The 24,027-nt window shown below is 71.4% G+C and carries 23 protein-coding genes; 16 read left to right on the forward strand and 7 right to left on the reverse strand.

Annotated elements, in window-relative coordinates; all coding sequences use genetic code 11:
- Window positions 1–319: 319 nt before the first annotated feature.
- From ACFWJX_RS29005 to ACFWJX_RS29025, 5 genes are read left to right on the forward strand one after another with little or no spacing between them, the layout of a single operon-like run.
- Window positions 320–1,948 carry an ABC transporter substrate-binding protein gene (locus tag ACFWJX_RS29005; protein WP_383248906.1) on the forward strand — a complete coding sequence of 543 codons (1,629 nt, stop codon included), beginning with the start codon at window positions 320–322 and terminating at the stop codon, window positions 1,946–1,948.
- Window positions 1,949–1,954: 6 nt separating this feature from the next.
- Window positions 1,955–2,878, forward strand: coding sequence for an ABC transporter permease (locus tag ACFWJX_RS29010; protein ID WP_383248908.1), 924 nt, complete (start codon window positions 1,955–1,957; stop codon window positions 2,876–2,878).
- On the forward strand, window positions 2,871–3,884 hold the full coding sequence (locus tag ACFWJX_RS29015) for an ABC transporter permease (protein WP_383248910.1): 1,014 nt from the start codon (window positions 2,871–2,873) through the stop codon (window positions 3,882–3,884). The genes ACFWJX_RS29010 and ACFWJX_RS29015 overlap by 8 nt, the downstream gene beginning before the upstream one ends.
- A gap of 7 nt (window positions 3,885–3,891) precedes the next feature.
- Window positions 3,892–4,866 (forward strand): ABC transporter ATP-binding protein, encoded by a 975-nt coding sequence (locus tag ACFWJX_RS29020; RefSeq protein ID WP_383248912.1) that lies wholly within the window; start codon window positions 3,892–3,894, stop codon window positions 4,864–4,866.
- The gene (locus ACFWJX_RS29025) at window positions 4,859–5,962 is read left to right on the forward strand and encodes an ABC transporter ATP-binding protein (protein WP_383248914.1); all 1,104 of its coding nucleotides are present in this window, start codon (window positions 4,859–4,861) and stop codon (window positions 5,960–5,962) included. The genes ACFWJX_RS29020 and ACFWJX_RS29025 overlap by 8 nt, the downstream gene beginning before the upstream one ends.
- Window positions 5,963–6,167: 205 nt before the next feature.
- Here the strand turns inward: ACFWJX_RS29025 and ACFWJX_RS29030 are convergent, their stop codons facing one another.
- Complete coding sequence (locus ACFWJX_RS29030; RefSeq protein WP_383248916.1) at window positions 6,168–8,324, reverse strand: prolyl oligopeptidase family serine peptidase; 2,157 nt, start codon at window positions 8,322–8,324, stop codon at window positions 6,168–6,170.
- Between the two features lie 179 nt (window positions 8,325–8,503).
- Between ACFWJX_RS29030 and ACFWJX_RS29035 the strand changes: the two genes are divergently transcribed.
- The 4 genes from ACFWJX_RS29035 (at window position 8,504) to ACFWJX_RS29050 (ending at window position 12,531) form a co-directional block, all read left to right on the forward strand.
- Window positions 8,504–8,698 carry a hypothetical protein gene (locus tag ACFWJX_RS29035; RefSeq protein WP_073498771.1) on the forward strand — a complete coding sequence of 65 codons (195 nt, stop codon included), beginning with the start codon at window positions 8,504–8,506 and terminating at the stop codon, window positions 8,696–8,698.
- Window positions 8,699–8,775: 77 nt separating this feature from the next.
- Entirely contained in the window at window positions 8,776–9,639 is an 864-nt protein-coding gene (gene mshB / locus ACFWJX_RS29040; protein WP_383248918.1) for an N-acetyl-1-D-myo-inositol-2-amino-2-deoxy-alpha-D-glucopyranoside deacetylase, read from the forward strand.
- Window positions 9,639–10,049, forward strand: coding sequence for a DUF6113 family protein (locus ACFWJX_RS29045; protein WP_383248920.1), 411 nt, complete (start codon window positions 9,639–9,641; stop codon window positions 10,047–10,049). Before mshB ends, ACFWJX_RS29045 begins: the two co-directional genes overlap by 1 nt.
- A gap of 154 nt (window positions 10,050–10,203) precedes the next feature.
- Window positions 10,204–12,531, forward strand: a complete 2,328-nt coding sequence (locus ACFWJX_RS29050; RefSeq protein WP_383248922.1) for a hypothetical protein — start codon at window positions 10,204–10,206, stop codon at window positions 12,529–12,531.
- A gap of 276 nt (window positions 12,532–12,807) precedes the next feature.
- Here the strand turns inward: ACFWJX_RS29050 and ACFWJX_RS29055 are convergent, their stop codons facing one another.
- Both ACFWJX_RS29055 and ACFWJX_RS29060 read right to left on the reverse strand, forming a co-directional pair.
- The gene (locus ACFWJX_RS29055) at window positions 12,808–13,641 is read right to left on the reverse strand and encodes a tetratricopeptide repeat protein (RefSeq protein WP_383248925.1); all 834 of its coding nucleotides are present in this window, start codon (window positions 13,639–13,641) and stop codon (window positions 12,808–12,810) included.
- Entirely contained in the window at window positions 13,638–14,648 is a 1,011-nt protein-coding gene (locus ACFWJX_RS29060; protein ID WP_383249008.1) for a GNAT family N-acetyltransferase, read from the reverse strand. Before ACFWJX_RS29060 ends, ACFWJX_RS29055 begins: the two co-directional genes overlap by 4 nt.
- A 140-nt stretch (window positions 14,649–14,788) precedes the next feature.
- On the opposite strand from ACFWJX_RS29060, the gene fdxA reads away from it, so the two are divergent.
- Together fdxA and ACFWJX_RS29070 are read left to right on the forward strand one after the other, a co-directional pair.
- Window positions 14,789–15,109 carry a ferredoxin gene (fdxA, locus tag ACFWJX_RS29065; RefSeq protein WP_007495984.1) on the forward strand — a complete coding sequence of 107 codons (321 nt, stop codon included), beginning with the start codon at window positions 14,789–14,791 and terminating at the stop codon, window positions 15,107–15,109.
- A 180-nt stretch (window positions 15,110–15,289) separates the two neighbouring features.
- Complete coding sequence (locus ACFWJX_RS29070; protein ID WP_383248927.1) at window positions 15,290–16,387, forward strand: bifunctional succinyldiaminopimelate transaminase/glutamate-prephenate aminotransferase; 1,098 nt, start codon at window positions 15,290–15,292, stop codon at window positions 16,385–16,387.
- Between the two features lie 56 nt (window positions 16,388–16,443).
- Here the strand turns inward: ACFWJX_RS29070 and ACFWJX_RS29075 are convergent, their stop codons facing one another.
- Both ACFWJX_RS29075 and ACFWJX_RS29080 read right to left on the reverse strand, forming a co-directional pair.
- Window positions 16,444–16,893 carry an ATP-binding protein gene (locus tag ACFWJX_RS29075; protein WP_383248929.1) on the reverse strand — a complete coding sequence of 150 codons (450 nt, stop codon included), beginning with the start codon at window positions 16,891–16,893 and terminating at the stop codon, window positions 16,444–16,446.
- A gap of 297 nt (window positions 16,894–17,190) precedes the next feature.
- Window positions 17,191–18,195: a heavy metal transporter gene (locus tag ACFWJX_RS29080; RefSeq protein WP_383248931.1), complete on the reverse strand. Its 1,005-nt coding sequence runs from the start codon at window positions 18,193–18,195 to the stop codon at window positions 17,191–17,193.
- Window positions 18,196–18,289: 94 nt separating this feature from the next.
- Between ACFWJX_RS29080 and dapE the strand changes: the two genes are divergently transcribed.
- Together dapE and ACFWJX_RS29090 are read left to right on the forward strand one after the other, a co-directional pair.
- Window positions 18,290–19,369, forward strand: a complete 1,080-nt coding sequence (dapE, locus tag ACFWJX_RS29085; protein WP_383248933.1) for a succinyl-diaminopimelate desuccinylase — start codon at window positions 18,290–18,292, stop codon at window positions 19,367–19,369.
- Window positions 19,370–19,482: 113 nt separating this feature from the next.
- Entirely contained in the window at window positions 19,483–20,241 is a 759-nt protein-coding gene (locus ACFWJX_RS29090) for a TIGR00730 family Rossman fold protein (protein ID WP_383248935.1), read from the forward strand.
- 256 nt (window positions 20,242–20,497) lie between these two features.
- On the opposite strand, the gene folP is transcribed toward ACFWJX_RS29090, so the two are convergent.
- A complete protein-coding gene (gene folP, locus ACFWJX_RS29095; protein WP_383248937.1) occupies window positions 20,498–21,358 on the reverse strand; it encodes a dihydropteroate synthase in 861 nt (286 codons plus the stop codon).
- Window positions 21,359–21,489: 131 nt separating this feature from the next.
- On the opposite strand from folP, the gene ACFWJX_RS29100 reads away from it, so the two are divergent.
- Together ACFWJX_RS29100 and ACFWJX_RS29105 are read left to right on the forward strand one after the other, a co-directional pair.
- Window positions 21,490–21,840, forward strand: coding sequence for a DivIVA domain-containing protein (locus tag ACFWJX_RS29100; protein ID WP_383249010.1), 351 nt, complete (start codon window positions 21,490–21,492; stop codon window positions 21,838–21,840).
- Window positions 21,837–22,424, forward strand: a complete 588-nt coding sequence (locus ACFWJX_RS29105) for a DNA-3-methyladenine glycosylase I (protein ID WP_383248939.1) — start codon at window positions 21,837–21,839, stop codon at window positions 22,422–22,424. The genes ACFWJX_RS29100 and ACFWJX_RS29105 overlap by 4 nt, the downstream gene beginning before the upstream one ends.
- Window positions 22,425–22,493: 69 nt before the next feature.
- Here the strand turns inward: ACFWJX_RS29105 and ACFWJX_RS29110 are convergent, their stop codons facing one another.
- Window positions 22,494–23,285, reverse strand: a complete 792-nt coding sequence (locus tag ACFWJX_RS29110) for an enoyl-CoA hydratase/isomerase family protein (protein ID WP_383248941.1) — start codon at window positions 23,283–23,285, stop codon at window positions 22,494–22,496.
- Between the two features lie 365 nt (window positions 23,286–23,650).
- Here ACFWJX_RS29110 and ACFWJX_RS29115 point away from each other — a divergent pair, with 365 nt between their 5' ends.
- Window positions 23,651–23,818, forward strand: coding sequence for a DUF3117 domain-containing protein (locus ACFWJX_RS29115; protein WP_003966491.1), 168 nt, complete (start codon window positions 23,651–23,653; stop codon window positions 23,816–23,818).
- Window positions 23,819–24,027 lie beyond the last annotated feature (209 nt).

Consider the following 24,027-nt stretch of genomic DNA (forward strand, 5'->3'; position numbering starts at 1 on the left):
AGGGGCCCGCGGGCCCTGTCTCCCCGGCCCGCCCGAGCTGCCGTTCCGTGCCGCGGCCCATGTCGGGGTCGGCCCCGGCCTCCCGTACCACCAGTTCGGTCGGACCGCGGGACCGAGGGCCGCATACCCCGGCCGGTGAGGTTCCCCGCTGTCGCCTTGCGCCCACGGTCCCCGGAGTGTCGGCACCCGGACGGGTGGCGCGCGTGTGCGCCATGCACCTTTTGCGTCGATATTGGCTGATAAAGGATCAGTACGTCGATACGGACGTCGACACCGATGGCACAGCGCTCAGGTGAAGCGCGGTCAAGAGGAGGCATCCATGCGTGGAGCCACGCACGCCAAGTGGGCCGCATGCGCGGTGGCCGTAGCCCTCGTGGCGACGGCCTGCGGGGGCGGGGGCGACAGCGGGGGCGACAGCGGCGCGGTGCTCAGCTCCTCGTGGGGAGACCCGCAGAACCCGCTGGAGCCGGCCAACACCAATGAGGTGCAGGGCGGCAAGGTCCTCGACATGATCTTCCGGAGCCTCAAGAAGTACAACCCGGAGACCGGTGAGGCCGAGGACATGCTCGCCGAGAAGATCGAGACCTCGGACTCGCAGAACTTCACCATCACCGTCAAGGACGGCTGGACCTTCAGCAACGGCGAGAAGGTCACCGCCAAGTCCTTCGTCGACGCCTGGAACTACGGCGCCAGTCTGAAGAACAACCAGAAGAACGCGTACTTCTTCGGGTACATCGAGGGCTACGACAAGACGCACCCCGAGGATGGCAGCAAGCAGACCGCCGACACCCTCTCGGGGCTGAAGGTCGTCGACGACAGGACCTTCACGGTCAGGCTCAGCCAGAAGTTCTCGACCTTCCCCGACACCCTCGGCTACCCCGCCTACGCCCCGCTGCCCCAGGCCTTCTTCACCGACCACGCGGGCTGGCTGTCCAAGCCGGTCGGCAACGGCCCCTACGCCATCGACTCCTACGCCAAGGGCTCCCAGATGAGCCTGCGCAAGTGGGAGGACTACCCCGGCGACGACGCGGCGGAGAACGGCGGCGTGGACCTGAAGGTCTACACCGACAACAACACCGCCTACACCGACCTGCTGGCCGGCAACCTCGACCTGGTCGACGACGTGCCCGCGGCCCAGCTCAAGAACGTCAAGAACGACCTCGGGGACCGCTACCTCAACACCCCCGCCGGCATCATCCAGACCCTCGCCTTCCCGTTCTACGACGAGAACTGGAACAAGAGCGGCTCGGACAAGGTCCGCACCGGCCTGTCCCGGGCCATCGACCGGGAGCAGATCACCGAGACGATCTTCCAGAGGACCCGCACCCCCGCCACCGACTGGACCTCCCCGGTGCTCGGCGAGGACGGCGGCTTCAAGGAGGGCCTGTGCGGGGACGCCTGCGACTACGACCCGGCCGAGGCCAAGAAGCTCATCCAGGAGGGTGGCGGCCTCCCCGGCGGCCAGGTCAAGATCACGTACAACGCGGACACCGGCTCCCACAAACAGTGGGTCGACGCCGTCTGCAACTCCATCAACAACGCCCTGGGCAACGACAGGGCCTGCGTCGGCAACCCGGTCGGCACCTTCGCCGACTTCCGCGGCCAGATCACCGACCGGAAGATGAGCGGCCCGTTCCGGGCGGGGTGGCAGATGGACTACCCCCTCATCCAGAACTTCCTCCAGCCGCTGTACTACACCAACGCCTCCTCCAACGACGGCAAGTGGTCCAACAAGGAGTTCGACGACCTCGTCGACAAGGCCAACGCCGAGACCGACACCGCCAAGGCCGTCGAAACGTTCCAGCAGGCCGAGGAGGTGCTCCGGGACAACATGGGCGCCATCCCGCTCTGGTACCAGAACGGCAGCGCCGGCTACTCGGACCGTCTGTCGAACGTCAAGCTCAACCCGTTCTCCGTGCCGGTCTACAACGAGATCAAGGTCAGCTGATCCGCGATGGGGCGGTATGTGATCCGGCGTCTCCTCCAGATGATCCCGGTGTTCATCGGAGCCACGCTGCTGATCTTCCTGATGGTCAACGTGATGGGCGACCCCATCGCCGGTCTCTGCGGCGACCGGCAGTGCGACCCCGCCACCGCCGCCCAGCTGGAGAAGGAGTTCGGCCTCGACAAGCCGGTCTGGCAGCAGTACCTGACCTACATGGGGAACGTCTTCACCGGTGACTTCGGGACGGCGTTCAACGGCCAGCCGGTCACCGAGCTGATGTCGACGGCGTTCCCCGTCACCATCCGGCTGACGATCATCGCGATCATCTTCGAGATCGTCATCGGCATCACCCTCGGAGTCGTCACCGGCCTGCGCCGCGGCCGCCCCGTCGACAGCGGCGTCCTGCTGGTCACCCTCGTGGTGATCTCCGTCCCCACCTTCGTCACCGGCCTGCTGCTCCAGCTGCTGCTCGGCGTCAAATGGGGCTGGATCAAGCCGTCGGTGTCCTCGGACGCCACCTTCGGCGAGCTGATCGTGCCGGGCCTGGTCCTGGCGAGCGTCTCACTGGCCTACGTCACCCGCCTGACCCGCACCTCCATCGCGGAGAACAAACGGTCCGACTACGTCCGTACGGCCATCGCCAAGGGCCTGCCGAGGCGTCGCGTCGTCACCCGCCACCTGCTGCGCAACTCGCTCATCCCGGTCGTCACCTTCATCGGCACCGACATCGGCGCCCTGATGGGCGGCGCGATCGTCACCGAGCGCATCTTCAACATCCACGGCGTCGGCTTCCAGCTCTACCAGGGCATCCTCCGCCAGAACACCCAGACCGTCGTCGGCTTCGTGACCGTCCTCGTCCTGGTCTTCCTGGTGGCCAACCTGCTGGTCGACCTCCTGTACGCCGTACTCGACCCGAGGATCCGCTATGCCTGAACCGATGCCGCCGGAGCCGCACCCGTCCGGCGGGGGCCGCGCTCCGGAGGACGGCGCCATCGCCGCGACGGGCATGGGCGGCGCGATGGACCTCGCCACCTCCGAGGGCGAGACCCTGGAGGGGACCCCGGCCGGCCAGGACGGCACCGGCCCCACCGACAAGCCCCGCTCCCTGTGGTCCGACGCCTGGCGCGACCTGCGCCGCAACCCCGTCTTCATCATCTCCGGCCTGGTCATCCTCTTCCTGGTGTTCATCTCCCTGTGGCCCTCGGTGATCGCCTCCGGCTCCCCCCTCACGTGCGACCTCGCCAAGGCCCAGGAAGGCTCCCGGCAGGGCGCCCCGTTCGGCTACGACGGCCAGGGCTGCAACGTGTACACCCGCACCGTCTACGGCGCCCGTACGTCCGTCACGGTCGGCGTCCTGGCCACGCTCGGCGTCGCCCTGTTCGGCAGCGTCCTCGGCGGGCTCGCCGGATTCTTCGGCGGGGTGTGGGACTCGGTCCTGTCCCGGATCACCGACATCTTCTTCGCGATCCCGGTCGTCCTCGGCGGCCTGGTCCTGCTCTCCGTGGTGACCAGCAACACCGTCTGGCCCGTCATCGGGTTCATGGTGCTGCTCGGCTGGCCGCAGATCTCCCGCATCGCCCGCGGCTCGGTCATCACCGCCAAACAGAACGACTACGTCCAGGCCGCGCGGGCGCTCGGCGCCTCCAACTCCCGCATGCTGCTGCGGCACATCGCGCCCAACGCCGTGGCCCCGGTGATCGTCGTGGCGACCATCGCGCTCGGCACGTACATCGCGCTGGAGGCCACCCTGTCCTACCTCGGCGTCGGCCTGAAGCCGCCGACCGTCTCCTGGGGCATCGACATCTCCGCCGCCTCGCCGTACATCCGCAACGCCCCGCACGCGCTGCTGTGGCCCTCCGGCGCCCTGGCGCTCACCGTGCTGGCGTTCATCATGCTCGGCGACGCGGTGCGCGACGCCCTCGACCCGAAGCTGAGGTGACGTGCCGATGCTGCTCGAAGTGCGCGACCTGCACGTGGAGTTCCGCACCCGCGACGGGATCGCCAAGGCCGTCAACGGTGTCACCTACGGCGTCGACGCGGGCGAGACCCTCGCCGTGCTCGGCGAGTCCGGCTCCGGCAAGTCCGTCACCGCCCAGGCCGTCATGGGCATCCTCGACATCCCGCCCGGCCGGATCACCGGCGGCCAGATCCTCTTCCAGGGCCGGGACCTGCTGACACTCAAGGAGGAGGAGCGCCGCAAGGTCCGGGGCGCCCGGATGGCGATGATCTTCCAGGACGCGCTGTCCTCCCTCAACCCCGTGCTCTCCGTGGGCGACCAGCTCGGTGAGATGTTCGTCGTGCACCGAGGCATGTCGAGGAAGGACGCCCGCGCCAAGGCCGTGGAGCTGATGGACCGGGTCCGCATCCCGGCCGCGAAGGAGCGGGTCCGGCAGTACCCGCACCAGTTCTCCGGCGGTATGCGCCAGCGCATCATGATCGCGATGGCGATGGCCCTGGAACCCGCGCTCATCATCGCCGACGAGCCGACCACCGCCCTCGACGTCACCGTCCAGGCCCAGGTCATGGAACTGCTCGCGGAGTTGCAGCGCGAGCTGCACATGGGCCTCATCCTGATCACCCACGACCTCGGTGTGGTCGCCGACGTCGCCGACCGCATCGCCGTGATGTACGCGGGCCGGATCGTGGAGTCGGCGCCCGTCCACGACATCTACAAGGCGCCCGCCCACCCCTACACCCGCGGCCTGCTCGACTCCATCCCGCGCCTGGACCAGAAGGGCCAGGAGCTGTACGCCATCAAGGGCCTGCCGCCCAACCTCATGCACATCCCGCCGGGCTGCGCCTTCCACCCGCGCTGCCCGATGGCCCAGGACGTGTGCCGCACCGACGAGCCACCCCTGTACGAGGTGGACGAGGAGCGGGGCAGCGCCTGCCACTTCTGGAGGGAGTGCCTGCATGGCTAGTACCTCAGCCACCCCGGCTGCCTCGGCCACCTCGTCGACCGAGCCGATTCTCGAGGTGACCGGGCTCGTCAAGCACTACCCGCTCACCCGGGGCGTCGTCTTCAGGAAGCAGGTCGGCGCGGTCAAGGCCGTCGACGGCGTCGACTTCACCCTGAGCCGCGGCGAGACCCTCGGCATCGTGGGCGAGTCGGGCTGTGGCAAGTCCACGGTCGCCAGGATGCTGGTCAACCTGGAGAAGCCGACGGCAGGGCGGATCCGCTACAAGGGCGAGGACGTCACCCAGCTCTCCGGCCGGGCCCTCAGGGCCGTACGCCGCAACATCCAGATGGTCTTCCAGGACCCGTACACCTCCCTCAACCCCCGCATGACGGTGGGCGACATCATCGGGGAGCCGTACGAGATCCACCCCGAGGTGGCGCCCAAGGGGGACCGGCGGAAGAAGGTCCAGGACCTGCTGGACGTCGTCGGGCTCAACCCCGAGTACATCAACCGCTATCCGCACCAGTTCTCCGGTGGTCAGCGGCAGCGCATCGGCATCGCGCGGGGGCTCGCCCTGCGCCCGGAGGTGATCGTCGCCGACGAACCGGTGTCGGCGCTCGACGTGTCCGTGCAGGCGCAGGTCATCAACCTGATGGCGAACCTCCAGAGCGAGTTCGACCTCTCGTACATCTTCATCGCGCACGATCTGTCGATCGTCCGGCACATCTCCGACCGGGTCGCCGTGATGTACCTCGGCCGGATCGTGGAGACCGGCCGGGACGCCGAGATCTACGAGCACCCCACGCACCCTTACACCCAGGCGCTGCTCTCGGCGGTGCCCGTGCCGGATCCCGAGGCGCGCGAGCACCGGGAGCGGATCATCCTCTCCGGCGACGTGCCGTCCCCGACGAACATCCCCTCCGGCTGCCGCTTCCGCACCCGCTGCTGGAAGGCACGGGAGCGGTGCGCCCTGGAGGTGCCGGCCCTCGCCGTCCCGGCCGAGTTCCGCCACACCGGCGGCCCCGCGGCCCACGACTCGGCCTGCCATTTCGCGGAGGAGAAGCAGGTGGTCCCGCCCGAGGAACCCCGGGGCGATCATGGAAACCAGAGGGCATAGAGGCACATTTGAGCCGCAATCGCGTTAACACGCAGGCAACTTGGCCGACGCGATTCCGATATACGGACGCGTCAGGCTGAACAGCGTACGGCCGTGCGGGTGCCGTGAACGGGCCGGGAGCACCATGTCTCCCGGCCCGTTGCCCCTTTTCGCGCCTGAGCCGGCGCCGCTCTCGCGGAGGTGGCCGGTGCTTCGTCGTGGTTCCTCAATCAATGGTCGCGGTGCTCTGCGGGTGTTGCTGCTCGGGCCGGCCGAGAGCGCGGCGGAGGAAGTCCAGTTGAAGGCGCAGCAGGTTCTCGGCGACCGTTTCCTGCGGGGTCATGTGGGTCACGCCGGCCAGGGGCAGGACCTCGTGCGGGCGGCCGGCGGCGAGCAGGGCCGAGGACAGCCGCAGGGAGTGGGCGACCACCACGTTGTCGTCCGCGAGGCCGTGGATGATCATCATCGGGCGGGCCGGTTCCGCGGGGTCGACCAGTCCCGCGTCGTCCACCAGTGAGTTCCGCCGGTAGACCTCCGGCTGCTGCCCCGGGTGTCCGAGGTAGCGCTCCTGGTAGTGCGTGTCGTACAGGCGCAGGTCGGTGACCGGGGCGCCGACCACCGCCGCGTGGAAGACGTCCGGGCGGCGCAGCACCGCGAGGGCCGCCAGGTAGCCGCCGAAGGACCAGCCGCGGATGGCGACCCGGCTCAGGTCGAGCGGGAAGTCGGCGGCGAGCGCCTGGAGCGCGTCGACCTGGTCCTGGAGCACGACGGCCGCCATATCGTCCTTGATCGCCTTCTCCCACGCCGGTGAACGCCCCGGTGTGCCCCGTCCGTCGGCGACGACCACCGCGAACCCCTGGTCGGCGAACCACTGCGAGGTCAGGTGCGCGTTGTGCGCGGCGAGTACGCGGGGCCCGTGCGGGCCACCGTAGGGGTCCAGCAGGACCGGGAGTGAGGTGTCACCGGGGTAGTCCCTAGGCATAAGCACGGCGCACGGGATCCGCCGTGCGCCCCCCTGGGTGAGTTTCACGCGGGGAGAGAGGCCGGGATCCTCCGCATACGACCGGACAGTGGCTGTTGCCTTGCCGTCCCTTAGTACCCGCGCCCGGCTCCCGGGCCGGTCCAGGGTCGCCGAGACCAGGACGGTCACGCCCCCGGCCCGTACGGCCGAGTGCACGCCGGGCTCGTCGGACAGGCGTTCCATGCCGAGTTCGTTGACGCGGTAGACGTGCACCTCGCCGATCTCGGGGCTCTCCGCCGACTCCCCGGCCGAGGCCGAGACCAGCACGTCGTGGGCCGTCACGTCCAGCACCGCCCGGACGTGCAACTGGGCACCGGTCAACGGACGTTCGCCGACCGCGAGCACCCGGGCGCCGCCCTCGTCGGCGATCCGCACCAGCTGTCCCGAGGGGCTCCAGCAGGGCACCCCAGGGAAAAGATCAAGCCAAATCGGATCTTCGTCGGCGTGTACCATCCGGGTCGCCCCGGACTCGGTGTCCACGGCCAGGAACAGCTGACTGCGCTGGTCGCGCGCCTGGACGAGCAGCAGCGGAGCACCCGCCTCTGACCAGTGCACTCGCGCCAGATACGGATAGCGGGCCCGGTCCCAGACGACCTCCGTGCGCACCCCGTCGAGGCCGAGCACGAACAGCCGTACGTCCGCGTTGGCCGTCCCGGCAGCCGGATAGGGGACGTGTTGTGGGTCACGTTTCGGCTGGGAGGGATCGGAGATCCACCACCGCTCCACCGGCGTGTCGTCCACCCGCGCCACCAGCAGCCGGTCGGACTCCGGGGCCCACCAGAAACCCCGCGAACGGCCCATCTCCTCCGCCGCGATGAACTCGGCCAATCCATATGAAACCGACTCAGATTCCGGCTCGGCGAGCGCCACATCACCCTCACCCTCGGCGCCCACGACCCGCAGCGCGCCTTGCGCCACGTACGCCACGAGCCGCCCGTCGGGTGACGGACGGGGGTCGATCACCGGCCCGGGAACGCGGATCCCACGCGCCGTACCGGCCCGCAGTTCCGCCGTGAAAAGCCGCCCTGACAAGGTGAAGGAGGCCAGCTCGACAGCCGCGTCGGTGGCGTACCCGACGATCCCGGCGCCGCCCTCGCGGCTGCGCTCGCGGCGCGCCAGCTCCTCGGGGGAGAGCTTCTCCGAGGCGCCGCCGAGGAGGGTGCGCGGGTCCGCGGCCACGCGCTCGCGACCGTCCGCCGGGTCGAGCACCCACAGCGCGTTGCTGCGGTCGTCGCCGGCGGAGGAGCGCAGGAACACCACGCGAGAGCCGTCGGGCGCCACGGTGAACGAACGCGGCGCGCCGAGCGTGAACCGCTGGGTCCGCGCGTGCCGGCGGGGGAATGAGTCGGACTCGGTCGTCATCCCCCGACCATATTGGCCATGCGCCCCCTTGTGCGGCTGTGCGCCGAGAGATGCGCACGCACCCATAGTTATGATCACTAGCGCTGTGTGGGTATGAACCTGCTGGCTGTTGTATGGATTTACAGGTTCCCTAGCTCTGTCATTCCCCCACGTACCCGGGTTCTTGGAGGTGAGCCGCCGTGGCACTCTCGATTTCGGCGGTGGTGCTGCTGGCGATCATCGTCTTCTTGTTGATCAAGAAGTCAGGACTGAAGGGTGGTCACGCTGTTGTATGCATCCTGCTCGGCTTCTATCTCGCCTCCTCGACGATCGCGCCCACCATCAGCGACCTGACGACGAGCGTGGCGAGCATGATCGGCAGCATCAAGTTCTGACCGGGCGCCCGACCCCGGGTCCGTCTCTGCGCCTGCCCCTCGGGCGGAGATGCATGCCCGCCTCGTAGGGTTGCCCCATGACGGAACTGCCAGCCCGGCGTCTGCTGCTGGTGCACGCGCACCCGGACGACGAGTCGATCAACAACGGCGCGACCATGGCCCGGTACGCGGCCGAGGGCGTCCAGGTGGCCCTGGTCACCTGCACCCTCGGCGAGCGTGGCGAGGTCATCCCGCCGCAGCTGCGGCACCTCACCGGTGCCCACCTGGGCGAGTGGCGCCTGCGCGAACTCACCGCCGCCATGGGCGAACTGGGCGTCCGGGACTTCCGGATGCTCGGCGGGACCGGGCGCTACGCCGACTCCGGGATGATGGGCCTGCCCGACAACGACGAGCCCGCCTGTTTCTGGCAGGCCGATGTCGACGCCGCCGCCGGAGCTCTCGTCGAGGTGATCCTCGCCCTGCGCCCCCAGGTCCTCGTCACCTACGACGACCACGGCGGCTACGGCCACCCCGACCACATCCAGGCCCACCGCGTCGCCACGCGGGCCGTCGAGCTGGCCGCGGAGGCCGGCTGGAGCGTCCCCAAGGTCTACTGGAACCGCGTCCCGCGTTCCGTCGCCGAGGCCGCCTTCGCCCGGCTCCGGGAGGAACTGCCGGGCCTGCCCTTCGCCAAGAGCGCCGGCATCGAGGACGTACCCGGCGTCGTCGACGACGAGAGCGTCACCACCGAGATCGACGGCGGCGCGTACGCCGCCGCCAAGGCCGCCGCGATGCGCGCGCACGCCACCCAGATCGAGGTCGCCCCCGGCGAGCGCCACTTCGCGCTCTCCAACGAGCTGGCCCAGCCCCTCTTCACCACCGAGTACTACGAACTCGTCGGCGGAGAGCGGCCCCGGCAGCGGGAGACCGACCTGTTCGCCGGTATCGAGGAGGCCCGCTGATGCCGGACCAGGGTTCCCTGCTCGCCCAGCCCCTCCAGCGGCCCTCCGCCGGACGGATCGCCGCCTACCTCGGGCTCCTGCTGCTCGGCGCGCTCACCGCCCTGGCCGGGGCGCTCCTCCAGGCCGGCTGGTTCCCCGGCGGGCTGCTGCTCGCGCTCACGGGCGCCGCCGGGCTGTTCCTCGGCGGGGCACGGGCCCTCGGCAGCCGGGCCGGGGCCGTCGCGCCCGCCGCCGGCTGGATGATCGCCGTCGTCCTGCTCACCGCGGGCCGCCCCGAGGGCGACTTCCTGTTCGGCGCGGGAGGCGGTTCCTACCTCTTCCTGCTCGGCGGCATGGCACTTGCTGTGATCTGCGCCACCATCGGCTGGGGGCGGCAACCGGTCGGCGACGGGGTCCGACTTGGCAAGTGACGTACCACTTCGCCGTGGCGCGGTCGTGCGAGTCCCGTGATGGTTTCAACGGCGGTCATGGGATACGGGCCAGAAGTGGCCAGTATGGTGGTGCGCGCCGCCGAGCTGCCCGTGAGGTCGTGGCGGGCGGCGGAGCCAACCTGGAGAACCTGCCTTGAGTCGTGAAACTGACAGTCCGTCCTCCGGGCCCAACGGGTCCAACGGGCGCGGCGGAGCCGCATACCCCTCGGGCACGCCGCCCTACGGCACCCCGATGGTGTCCGACGGCGGCCCGGACGCGGGCCGTTCGGCCGCACGGCCGGAGGAACGCAAGACCGAGACCACGCTGACGACCCGGATCCGGATCAACATCCCCGGATCGCGGCCCATCCCGCCGGTCGTCGTGCGCACGCCCGTCGCCGACGCGGACTCCGCGGGCGACGGCGGCGGCGCCGACGCGCAGGGCACCGGCCCCGCCGGAGCCGCGGGCGGCGCCCCCACCACGGGAGCCACCGGGCGCGCGGGAACCGACGGCACCGCCGAGGCACCCGGCGACCCCGCGTCGACGGCCGAGGAGAAGATGCCGAGCGACTGGTTCGCCCCTCGCAAGGCAGGGGCGCCCGCCAAGGGCGCCCAGGGCGGCGCCCCGGCCAACGGCGCCGCTCCGGCGGGCGGTTCGCCCTCCGGCGCCCCGTCCGCTCCCTCCGCGACCGGTGCCGGCGCCGGTGCGCCCGGCGGCGCGCGTCCGGGTGCCGGGCGGCCCGGCGGCGTGGTCGGCTCGATGAGCGCACCCGGTGCCCCGCGCCCCGGCGGCACCAACGGCGCCGGGATGTCCGGCGCCACCGGTGGCCCCGTGGCTCCCGGACACGGTGGCGGCACCGGCTCCTTCGACGTGACCGAGGCGCTCGCCGCGGGCCCCCACGGCAACGGCGCCCGCCCGACGCAGGGCGGTGGCCCCACGCAGGGCAGTCCGATGCAGAGGCCGATGCAGAGCGGTCCGATGCAGGGCGGCGGCTCCGAGCCCCGCCGCGACGACCTGCCGTACTTCGCCGGCACCGGGAACGGCCAGAACGGCTACCCCGGGCCGAACGGTCAGGGCCGCGGCCCCGGCGCACCCGGCGGCCCGCACGACTTCAACGGGCCGGAAGACCCCGTCGGCCGCGGTGGCCGGGGCGGCTCCCAGGGTCCCGCGGGTCCCACCGGCGGCCCGGTCACCGGTGACGGCCCGATGGTGCCGCCGATGAACGGGGGCGCCCACGGCGTGACCGCGGGCGCCGTCCACCACCCCGGCGGCGGCCTCAGCGACGACACCGCGATCCTCACCCCGCAGCAGCCTGCCCCCGAGCCCGGCCCCGGCGGCTACGGTCGGCACGACAACGTCTCCGGGCACACCGTCACCAGCGGCATCCCGGTCGTCCCCACGACCGGTCAGGGCCCCGGCCAGGGCGGCCCGTTCGCGCCCGGCGGGCACCCCGACGGGCCGCTGCCGCACACCCCGCCGAAGGCGCCGGAGCCGGTCGCGCAGAACGCGCCCGCGGCCGACTCGAAGAAGAAAAAGAAGAAGGGCCGCAGCAAGCTGGTCCTGCTCGGCACCCTGGTGGTGGTCGCCGCGGCCGGCGCCTACGGGGCCGGACTGCTGATGAACCACTCCGACGTGCCCAAGGGCACCACCGTGCTCGGCGTCGACATCGGCGGCGGCACCCGCGACGACGCCGTCAAGAAGCTCGACGACGCGTTCGACAGCCGGGTGAACCAGGCGCTGAAGCTGTCCGTGGACGGCGCCACCGTGACCCTCAAGCCGGACCAGGCGGGCCTCCAGTTCGACATGCAGGCCACCATCGACGCGGCCGCCAAGAGCGACTACAACCCCGTCTCCGTGATCGGCTCGCTGTTCGGCGAACACCGCGAGATCGAGCCCGAGATGCCGGTCGACGAGGAGAAGCTCCAGGCGGCCCTGGAGACCGCCGCGGGCGGCACCGGCTCGGCCACCGACGGCACGATCAAGTTCGAGTCCGGCAAGGCCGTAGCCGTCTACGGCAAGGCCGGCAAGGGCATCGACGCGGCCAAGGCCCAGACGGCCGTCGTGCAGGCCTACCGCGGCCAGGTCGAGACCGGCACGGCCACCCCGGTGAAGGTCCCGACGACGACCAAGCAGCCGACGGTGTCCGACGCCGAGGTCGACCGGATGATGAAGGAGTTCGCCGAACCGGCGATGTCCGGCACCGTCACCGTCCAGACCGACGCCGCGCACTCCGTCCCGATGAGCCCGAAGAACTCCCTGTGGAAGTTCCTGGGCGTCAAGGCCATCGACGGCAAGCTCGTCGAGAGCTACGACGAGGCCGCGCTGAAGGAGCTGTACGGCGGCGCCTTCGACGGTGTCCTGATCACCCGCGGCACCGGCCAGAAGACGCCCGTCACCGTCCAGGACGTGATCAGCGCCCTGCGCCCGGCGCTGACGAGCAGGACGGACCGGCTCGGGGTCATCGACACCGACCCGAGCTGACGCGAGACAGGCACTCCAGGCCACAGAGGGCACCCGGCACCTCCGCCGGGTGCCCTTCGCGCGTGCCGAACACCGCGTGCCGGACACCGCACGCCGCAACCACCTGTCGCTGTGAACCACCGGGCCGCGCCTCAGCCGGGCCGCGCCGTCCGCCCTTCGCACGTGCTGCACACCGCCCACCGCATGCCGCCCGCGGCCCGAGCCGGTCGCCGCCCCTCGCCCGTCCCAGGGCGGGTCCGCGATCACCTGTCGCCGTGAACCACCCGGGGCCGCGCCTCAGTTCAGCAGGGCCCGCGCCGCCCGCGCCTCCTGGCGGACCCGCTCCGCCAGCGCCGCGTCCACCACCTCCACCAGCCCCGCGTACTCCTCCATCTCCTCCGCCCCCTCGACGAACTGCCCGCGCTGTGCCAGCAGTTGCCCCCGCTCGTAGCGCAGGCGAGCCGGATGGGACGGCAGCAGCAGCGCCAACTCCACGGCCCACAGGGCGACATCCGACCGCTCGGGGCGGGCCGCCGCCCACGCCCGGATGTTGTTGAGGATCCGCCGTACGACATCCAGCGTCTCGGCCGGGACCAGCATCGAGGGCTCCAGCGGGGCCCCCGTCGCCCCCGTCACCAGCAGCTCGGCGTCGTGCCCCGTCAGCACCCGGCCCCCGTCGAACGGGTCGACCAGCACCTGCTCCCCCGGGGGGCCGAAGCCGACCACGAAGTGCCCCGGCAGGGCGACGCCGTACACCGGCGCCCCGGCCCGCCGCGCGACCTCGATCCACACCACGGACAGCAGGATGGGCAGCCCTCGCCGCCGTTCCAGCACGTGATGCAGCAGGGACGACTCCAGCCGCTCGTAGTCCGCCGCGGAACCGCCGAACCCGAGCCGCTCACCGAGCAGCTCGCGCAGCGCGACCGCCCACGCGCGCGGCTCGCCCGGCCGGAACGGCACCTGCCCCGCCAGCGAGTCCAGTTCGACCTGCGCGGCGTCCAGCCCGGCCTCGTCCAGTGTCCGGTCCGCCGCCGCGCCCACCAGAAGGCACAGCAGCGACAGGTCGGGCCGCTCGGACCGGGCCTCCTCGGCGAACCGCCGCCGCAGCTCCGCGCGCTCGAGTCCCGTCACGTCGTACTCGCCTCCGGCCCCCGGTAGTGGTGGTAGGCGTGATGCGCCCCGAACCCCATCCCGGCGTACAGCGCCCGCGCCCCCGCGTTGTCCGCCTCGACCTGGAGCCAGGCCGCCGACGCGCCCTCCGCCAGCGCCCGGCGCGCCAGCGCGGCCATCACGACCGTCGCCAGGCCCCGCCGCCGCTGCTCCGGATCCACCTCGACCGCCGCGAACCCGGCCCACCGCCCGTCCACGACACACCGCCCGATGGCGGCGGGCGCCACACCCTCACCGGGCACGGAGGCGAACCACACCGACGGTCCGCCTCCCAGCACCTTCAGCGCGACCTCGCCGACCCCCTTGCGCTGATACCGCGCGAGCCACGCCTCGTCGGCCTCCCGCGCCAGCACCACACCACCGGCCCCCGCCTCCGTCCGGTCGGCGACCGGGGCCAGCGCCCCGATCCACAGCTCGGCGGTCACCTCCCGCACCCACCCCCGCCGCTCCAGCTCCGCGCACAGCAGTTCCTGGGTGCCCTCAGCCCCGGTGGCGGTCTGCACGTACGCGGGCAGGCCCCGGTCGCCGTACCAGCGCCGTACGACGTCCAGGGCCCCGTCGAGGGGCAGGCCGGGGTCGCCCAGCGGGAGCACGGAGTTGGCGCGGCGGGTGAACCCGGAGGCGGCGCGCAGCTCCCACTCGCCGAGCCGCTCGCTCTCGACGGGAGGCCAGGCGCGCGCGGAGACGCGGGCGAGTTCCTCGTACGAGGCGGCCGGGCCCCGGCGGCGGGCCGGAGCGGCCGGGACGACCTTCCCGGCGAGCAGGGAGGATTCCGCGATGCGGACGCTCTCGCCCCTCTTCCGTGTGATCACCAGCACACCGTTGTCCCATGATGTGAGAACACCTACTGTGTCGGTGAATTTCCCCTCGGTGACCCCAGGTTCGCTCAGACGCCGCACGGAGACGCGTTTGCCCACGTCAGCGGCGGTGATGCGAACCTCGAGACGTCCGGCGGCCGAGATTTCCACAGGTCGGTTCACCCCTCCTGTTCGGATCGTTGCCAAGAACGGAGATACTAGGGGCGGGCATCGACGACGCCGCGCTCCCGCGCGCCAGGCGGCGGAGCCTGAGGAGGCCCGCCAGCGCCCTATCGAGGAGGAACGACAGCGTGACCTACGTCATCGCGCAGCCTTGTGTCGACGTCAAGGACAAGGCGTGCATCGAGGAGTGCCCGGTCGACTGCATCTACGAGGGCCAGCGGTCCTTGTACATCCATCCGGACGAATGCGTCGACTGTGGTGCCTGTGAGCCGGTATGCCCGGTCGAGGCGATCTTCTACGAGGACGACACTCCGGAGGAGTGGAAGGACTACTACAAGGCGAACGTCGAGTTCTTCGACGAGCTCGGCTCGCCCGGCGGCGCCAGCAAGCTGGGTCTGATCGAGCGCGACCACCCCTTCGTCGCCGCGCTGCCGCCGCAGGCCGAGTAATCAGCCAAGCGGCCCGCACCAACGCGCCGCCTCGGTCCCGTACGGCCTGATCGCCAAGATCGCCGTACGGGACCGAGGCGTTTGCCGTATCCGTCAGGCCGTATCCGTCAGGGGCCGTGTCCGCCAGGGCCGCATCCATCCGTCGCATGGCCGTGTCCGTCAGAGAGTGAGCCAAGAACCGTGTCCGCAGTTTCCGACCGTCTTCCCACCTTCCCCTGGGACAAGCTGGAGCCGTACAAGAAGACGGCCGCGGCGCACCCCGGCGGGATCGTCGACCTCTCGGTCGGCACCCCGGTCGACCCGGTCCCCGAGCTGATCCAGAAGGCGCTGGTCGACGCGGCGGACTCGCCGGGCTACCCGACGGTCTGGGGCACCCCGGCACTGCGCGACGCGATCACCGGTTGGCTGGAGCGGCGTCTGGGCGCCCGTGAGGTCACCCACCGGCACGTCCTGCCGATCGTCGGCTCCAAGGAACTGGTCGCCTGGCTCCCCACCCAGCTGGGCCTCGGCCCCGACGACAAGGTGGCCTTCCCGCGCCTGGCCTACCCGACGTACGAGGTCGGCGCCCGGCTGGCCCGCGCCGAGTACGTGGCCTACGACGATCCGACCGAGCTGGACCCGACGGACCTCAAGCTCCTCTGGCTGAACACCCCGTCCAACCCGACCGGCAAGGTCCTCTCCAAGGCCGAGCTGACCCGGATCGTGGCCTGGGCCCGCGAGCACGGCATCCTGCTCTTCTCCGACGAGTGCTACGTCGAACTGGGCTGGGAGGCCGACCCGGTCTCCGTCCTCCACCCGGACGTCAACGGCGGCTCGTACGAGGGGATCGTCTCGGTCCACTCCCTGTCGAAGCGCTCGAACCTGGCCGGCTACCGCGCCGCCTTCCTGGCCGGCGATCCGGCGGTCCTCGCCCCGCTCCTGGAGATCCGCAAGCACGGCGGCATGATGACGTCGGCGCCGACCCAGGCGGCGGTCGTGGCGGCCCTCGCCGACGACACCCACGTCCACGAGCAGCGCGAACGCTACGCCGCCCGCCGCACCGCCCTGCGCGAGGCCCTCCTCGCCCATGGCTTCCGCATCGACCACAGCGAGGCCAGCCTCTACCTCTGGGCCACCAGGGACGAGTCCTGCTGGGACACCGTGTCCCACCTGGCGGCCCGCGGCATCCTGGTGGCCCCCGGCGACTTCTACGGGCCGGCAGGCGCCCAGCACGTACGGGTGGCCCTCACGGCGACGGACGAGCGGGTGAGGGCGGCGGTGGAACGCCTGAAGGCGTAGGAACGGAGGCGGGGTCCAGGAACCTCCCTGGACCCCGTCACCGCTGACGCCCGGCCCTAGCCGAGCGGCAGGCCCTGCACCGGCAGCGTCCCCGCCCCCGGCAGCCCACCCTGCGTCAGCGACTCCGTCGGCAGTCCGCCCTTGGTCGCCGTGGACGCGGTGTCCCCGACGAGCTCCCCGGCGGAGCCCGCCGCCTCACCGGCGGCCTTCTGCGCCGCGGGCGTCACCTTCTTCACGGCCTTGCCGCCGGTCTTGCCCGCGGCCGGCACGGCCTGCTCGACCGTCTTGCCACCGGTCTCGCCCGCGGTCCCGGTGACGTTCTGCGCCGCGCTGTCGACCGTGTTGCCGACGCTCGCCCCGTCCAGGGCGGTCAGGCCGCCGAGGTTCGGGGCGGCGGGCAGGTCGGGGGCAGCGCTGGCGGAGCCGGCCGCACCGACACCGGCAGCAGCTCCCGCGGCGACAAGCAGTGCGACACGGGCGATCCTGCGGGTCAGGGGGAGGGACATGATGCTCCTTCGACGGGAGAGAACAAGAACTGTCTATGAGGTCTGTCCGGGCCCGGACGCAGTGACTACCGCTCGAACCCCGCGAAGGTTGCGGACGGCAGAAGTAAAGAGTTGGCAATGCGTCGCATAATCAGCTCTGGATAAAAACGGGCGAAAACCGCCCGATGTGAAAGTCCGTAAAACCCGCGGAGCCCTGTGTTCCCAAGGCATTCGCCCACCCCGACGGTGACGGCGCGAAAACCTGAGCGCACCCCCGTCCGGTGGCCCGCGCATTACCCGTCGGAGTGAATACCCGTACTACTGAGCGGTGACGATCCGTACGCTCCCGGGGCCGCTGCCCGCCCCCGCGGCATCGGCGGCCTCGGCGCCGGCCGAGCCGGTGGCCCGCCACGTGCTGCCGGTGGTTCCGGCGACCCACTCCCGGCCGGCGTAGGTGACACGCTGGATGCGCAGCGCGGAGGCGTTGGCCACCGCCCAGTGCGCGAGCTGCCAGCCGCGCTCGACGGCGTCGCGTCCGTCCGCGGTGGTTTCCCCGGGCACGGGCAGTGTCACGGTCCGCCCGTCGGCCTCGGCGGCCGGCGGAACCGCGTCCGCGGCGGAGGCCTGCTCGTCGCCGACCGCCGCGCCCGCCTGCTGGAGCGCGTCGCGCCCGAAGTCCCGGACGAGGGCGGCGCGGACGGCGTCCGGACCGGTGGCGGCCGCGGCGGCGGTCGTGGCGTCCGGACGGCCCTCGCAGGTCAGCGAGGCCGCGGAGGTCCCGGTGAGCGCGGCGGCCAGCAGTGTCGCGTCCGGTTCGTGCTTGGCGTAGGCGTCCGGGTAGCCGCTGCGCTGCACCCGCTGCGCGGCGACGGTGAGCGGCAGTTCGGTGTAGTCGGGCACCTTGGCGAGGTGCTCGTAGAAGATGTTCGCCGCGTACGCCGGGTCGGTGACCTCCTGCGCGCTGCCCCAGCCTTGCGAGGGCCGCTGCTGGAAGAGGCCGAGCGAATCCCGGTCGCCGTGGTCGAGGTTGCGCAGTGCCGACTCCTGGAGCGCGGTCGCCAGCGCGATGGTCACGGCCCGCTCGGGCATGTTCCGGTTGGTGCCGACGGCCGCGATGGTGGCCGCGTTCACCGCCTGCTCGGGCGTGAACTCGTACTCCGTCGCGGCCCCGTCGGAGGAAACGACTCTGCACCCCCGGTCTCCGGCGCCTCCGGTGACGTACTGGACCACGACATAGCCCGCGACGGCGGACAGGACCACGCAGGCCGCCCCGAATCGGAGGAGGCGGCCGCGGCGCTTGGGAGGGGGTGACGGCTCTGGCACGCGTACAAGGTACTGGAGAGTACGGAAACCGGGGAGGCCGGTGTGAAAGGTGGTTCCGGGCGGGACGAGCGGTCGGCGCGTTAGGGTCGACGGCATGGCCGAGACCCCGCTTGACCTCACGCTGGACGCCGCCCTGCTCACCGCGCAGCTCGTCGACTTCCCCTCCGAGAGCGGCACGGAGAAGCCGCTCGCGGACGCCATCGAGACGGCCCTGCGCGCGCTCCCGCACCTGACGGTGGACCGGCACGGCAACAACGTGATCGCCCGCACCCGCCTGGGCCGTCCCGAGCGGGTGGTCCTCGCCGGCCACATCGACACCGTCCCGATCGCCGGCAACGTCCCGTCCCGGCTGGACGCGGACGGCGTCCTGTGGGGCTGCGGCACCTGCGACATGAAGGCGGGCGTCGCCGTCCAGCTCCGCATCGCCGCGACGGTCCCCGCCCCCAACCGGGACCTGACCTTCGTCTTCTACGACAACGAAGAGGTCGCCGCCGACCTCAACGGCCTCAAGCACGTCGCCGAGACCCACCCGGAGTGGCTGGAGGGCGACTTCGCGGTCCTCCTGGAGCCCTCCGACGGCCAGGTCGAGGGCGGCTGCCAGGGAACCCTGCGGGTCCTGCTGAGGACCAGTGGCGAGCGGGCCCACTCGGCGCGCAGCTGGATGGGCTCCAACGCGATCCACGCGGCGGCCCCGATCCTGGCCCGCCTCGCCTCCTACGAGCCGCGCTACCCGATGATCGACGGCCTGGAGTACCGCGAGGGCCTCAACGCGGTCGGCATCACCGGGGGAGTGGCCGGCAACGTCATCCCCGACGAGTGCGTCGTGACCGTCAACTTCCGCTACGCGCCGGACCGTACGCCCGAGGAGGCCATCGCCCACGTCCGTGAGGTGTTCGCCGACTGCGGGGTGGAGGAGTTCGTCGTCGACGACCACAGCGGGGCGGCACTGCCCGGCCTCTCGCACCCCGCCGCGGCGGCCTTCATCGAGGCGGTGGGCGGCACCCCGCAGCCCAAGTACGGCTGGACCGACGTGTCCCGCTTCTCGGCGCTCGGCGTACCGGCCGTGAACTACGGTCCCGGCAACCCGCACTTGGCGCACAAGCGGGACGAGAGGGTGGAAACCGGGAAGATCCTGGCGGGGGAGGAGCGGCTGCGGGCCTGGCTGACCGCGTGATCGTGGGGCATCCGTGTCCAGGGGCGCTTCACGGCGGACACGCCGACATCCCCCGCCCGTAACCCGCGTAGATCTACGCTGAGGTGGAACGACTGCAAGCGGAGGGAGTTCACATGGCTACAGGCAACCCGGAGGGCAAGCGGCAGCCACCGGAGGAACAGCGCCTGGGACCGGTCCTCCGGAGGCGGGATCAGGTGCAGGCGAGCACCACGGACCAGCGGCTGCTGGACGAGCGCGCCCCCTCCGACTGGGTCCACACCGACCCCTGGCGGGTCCTGCGCATCCAGTCCGAGTTCATCGAGGGCTTCGGTACCCTCGCCGAACTCCCGTCCGCCATCAGCGTGTTCGGCTCCGCCCGTACGCCGGTGGACTCCCCGGAGTACGAGGCGGGTGTACGGCTCGGACGCGCGCTGGTCGAGGCGGGCTGGGCGGTGATCACGGGCGGTGGCCCCGGCGCCATGGAGGCGGCCAACAAGGGTGCCTGCGAGGCGGGCGGCGTCTCCGTGGGCCTCGGCATCGAACTGCCCTTCGAGCAGGGGCTGAACCCCTATGTCGACATCGGCCTGAACTTCCGCTACTTCTTCGTCCGCAAGATGATGTTCGTGAAGTACGCGCAGGGCTTCGTCGTCCTGCCCGGCGGCCTCGGCACCCTGGACGAACTCTTCGAGGCACTCACCCTCGTCCAGACCCAGAAGGTCACGCGCTTCCCGATCGTCCTCTTCGGCACGGAGTACTGGGGCGGCCTGATCGACTGGCTGAAGAACACCCTGATCGCCCAGGGCAAGGCCTCGGAGAAGGACCTCCTCCTCTTCCACGTCACGGACGACGTGGAGGAAGCGGTGGCCTTGGTCTCGAAGGAAGCGGGCCGCTAGGGCGTGTTTCGAAAGTCCCGTCTGCCGGGCGACGCCTGACACGCACGCTGGCCGCGTCGTCGGGATCGTCCCGATACAACCAGTATCGGGACGACCCTCCGCCTTGCGATCGCACGCACCAGACGCCGCCCGGCCTGCCCTTCGGGCAGACGACGCTACTTTCGAGACACGCCCTAGCCGGGCCGTTTCCCTCAGCCTGTCCGGGGGCGCTGCCCCCAGGTCCGGGACGGGAAGGGGCGGCGGGGGCGAGCAGGATCTACGCCAGCCCCCGCCGAGCCACCGCCGGCTCCCGGTACCCCGCGATGGACGCCACCATGTCCAGCACCTGCGCCGTTTCGGCGACCTCGTGCACCCGGTACACCCGGGCCCCCAACCACGCCGAAACAGCGGTCGTGGCCAGTGTGCCCACCACCCGCTCCTTGACGGGCCGATCCAACGTCTCCCCCACGAAGTCCTTGTTGGACAGCGACACCAGCACCGGCCACCCGGTCTCCACCATCTCGCCCAGCCGCCGCGTCGCCTCCAGGCTGTGCCGCGTGTTCTTCCCGAAGTCATGCCCGGGATCGATGAGGATCGACTCCCGCGGCACCCCCAGCCCCGCCGCCCGCTCCGCCAGCCCCACGGTCACGCTCAGAATGTCGGCCATGACGTCGTCGTACGTCACCCGGTGCGGCCGCGTCCGGGGTTCCGTGCCGCCCGCGTGCGTGCAGACCAGCCCGACCCCGTACCGCGCCGCGACCTCGGCCAGCCGCGGATCGACCCCGCCCCAGGCGTCGTTCAGCAGGTCCGCGCCCGCCTCACAGACCGCCTCGCCGACCTCGGCCCGCCAGGTGTCCACGCTGATCACGACCTCCGGGAAACGCCGCCGCACCTCGGCCACGAAACCGACCGTGCGCCGCGCCTCCTCCTCGGCCGTGACCTCCTCGCCTGGCCCGGCCTTGACGCCGCCGATGTCGATGATCGCCGCGCCCTCGGCCACCGCCCGCTCCACGCGCGCGAGGGCCGGCTCGTCACGGAAGGTCGCGCCCTGGTCGTAGAAGGAGTCCGGGGTCCGGTTCACGATCGCCATGATCACCGGCTCGTGGGTGCCGAATTCCCGCCTGCCCAGCCTGAGCATCCCCTGTGACCTCCCCTAGTACGTCCCTGACATCCGCCGCCTGCGACCCTAACTGTCACACCCCCGTGGCACGATCGGAGCCTGACACATCTGACAACGAGCACTGCGAGCGTGGGGACCCACCGATGGTTATGTTCTTCTTCCTGGTCATCGCGCTCGCCGTCGTGGTGGCCGCGGTGACACTCGCCGTGGTGGGCGGCGGCGAGGGCACCGGTCCGCTGCCGGAGGTCGCGCCCGAGCGGCTGCACGACCCGCTGCCTCCGGACCGCCCCCTCGACCGGGCCGACGTCGACCGCCTCCGCTTCCCGCTCGCCGCCCGCGGCTACCGCATGTCCGACGTCGACGACGCCCTCAACCGCCTCGGCGCCGAACTCGCCGAACGCGACGCCCGTATCGGCGAACTGGAGTCCGCGCTCGCCGTCGCCCGGACGCCCGAGCCGCACGTCTCCATGGACAAGCCCGCACAGGAGGACCAGCAGTGAGCGAGGGCACCGCCCTGGCCGGCCCGGACGGCGCGCTGCGCTGCCCCTGGGCCCTGTCCACGGCGGACTATGTGACGTACCACGACGAGGAGTGGGGCCGCCCGGTCCACGGCGACGAGGCCCTCTTCGAGCGCCTCAGCCTGGAGGCCTTCCAGTCCGGGCTGTCCTGGATCACGATCCTGCGCCGCCGCGCCGGCTTCCGTACCGCCTTCGCCGACTTCAAGATCGACGCGGTCGCCGCCTTCACCGACGAGGACCGCGCCCGCCTCCTCGCCGACGCCGGCATCATCCGCAACCGCGCCAAGATCGACGCCACGCTAGCCAACGCGCGCGTGCTGGCCGGCTGGTCCCCGGGCGAACTCGACGAACTGATCTGGTCCCACGCCCCGGACGCGGCGACCCGCACGGTCCCCAAGACCCTCGCGGACGTCCCGGCGGTCACGGACGAGTCGACGGCGCTGTCGAAGGCCCTGAAGAAGCGAGGCCTGCGCTTCGTGGGGCCCACGACGGCGTACGCGCTGATGCAGGCGTGCGGGCTGGTGGACGACCACCTGGAGACCTGCGTGTTCCGCCGCGCGGTGTGAGGGGCGGCGCGGGGGCCGGGCTTCGGTCGCGACGGCCCACAGCCCCCGACGCCGCTCGCATCGCCGGACTCAGCGGCCCAGGTACTTGGGCTTCTCCTTGTTCACGAACGCCTGCACGGCGATCGTGTGGTCCTCCGACGCCCCCGCCCGGGTCTGCAACTCGTCCTCCTTGTCCAACGTCTCGGCGAGCGAGTGCGAGAGCCCGTACGCGACGGCTTCCTTGATCGCGGCGTACGCGACCGTCGGCCCGCCGGCCAGTGCCCGCGCCACCTTCTCGGCCTCCGCCCGCAGCGCCTCCGCGGGTACGACCCGGTTGGCGATCCCCAGCTCGTACGCCTCCTGCGCCTTGATGTTGCGCGGGAACAGCAGCAGATCGGCGGCGCGCCCGGGTCCGATCACCCGGGGCAGGGTCCACGAGACGCCGGAGTCGGCGGTCAGCGCGACCCCCGCGAACGACGTGTTGAAGGACGCCGTGTCCGCCACGACCCGGTAGTCGGCGGCCAGCGCGAAACCGAAGCCCGCGCCCGCCGCGACCCCGTTCACCGCGGCGACCACCGGCTTCGGCGCCTCGGTCAGCGCCCGCACGACCGGGTTGTAGTGCTCCTTGACCGTGCTCATGACCTTGCCCGAGCCCTCGGCCAGCAGCCCGATGTGCTCCTTGAGGTCCTGACCCACGCAGAAGGCCCGCTCACCGGCGGCGGTCAGCAGTACGGCCCGTACGGCGTCGTCGACCGCCGCGGACTCCACCGCCTCGCGCAGGGCGACCTTGGTCGCGATGTTCAGCGCGTTCATCGCCTCCGGGCGGTTCAGGGTGATCGTCGCGAGCCCGTCGCTCACCTCGTAGAGCACGGTGTCGGCCATGGGATGTCCCCTCCGGTGTCGCGGCTGACGTACTGACCAGTACGCAGGTGTCCGAAGGACAGCATGATGGACGCCGAGCGCGCGGGACGTGTGACCTGTGTCAAAGAAATCGGGACGATTTCCGGTGGGTGGAAGTCCGTGCGGGCGCGCAGTATCGCAGTCACATCGCCGAATTGAGTGGTTTTGCTCGCGCGCGTTGCCCAAGCGATGCCGACCGATGTTGGTCATCGGGTCCTGCGATGCGGGATAATGGCTGGGAAGCAATGTGTTCGATGCCGGTGTCGTGGGCCCCATGCTGGGCCGCGCCTTGCCCTTCACGGGCCGTCGGCTTTGACGATGAGCTGGTTTCAGGAAGGGGAACGAGCATGGCGGCCATGAAGCCGCGAACGGGCGATGGCCCGCTCGAGGTGACCAAGGAGGGGCGGGGCATCGTCATGCGCGTTCCGCTCGAAGGCGGCGGTCGGCTCGTCGTCGAGCTGACCCCGGATGAGGCCGACGCGCTCGGTGACGCCCTCAAGAAGGTCGTCGGCTGACGCGCGAGCGACCATACCCCTTCAGTCTCCCCGGCATCCTCAAGGGTGCCGGGGAGACTTTTTTGCCGGGTGTCCGGCGGGTATCCAGGGGCGCGTAGCCCGAACGGCGTACCGAGCGGCCAGGGATACGGGCGGGCGGCTGTCGCTACGGTCGGGCGGCTCCTGGTCGCACGGCGCTGGGTTGCACGGCGCTCGGTCGCACAGCTCTT

Origin of the sequence: Streptomyces sp. NPDC058335 (genome assembly GCF_042723915.1) — a bacterium.
In the GTDB taxonomy this organism is placed as follows: Bacteria; Actinomycetota; Actinomycetes; order Streptomycetales; family Streptomycetaceae; genus Streptomyces.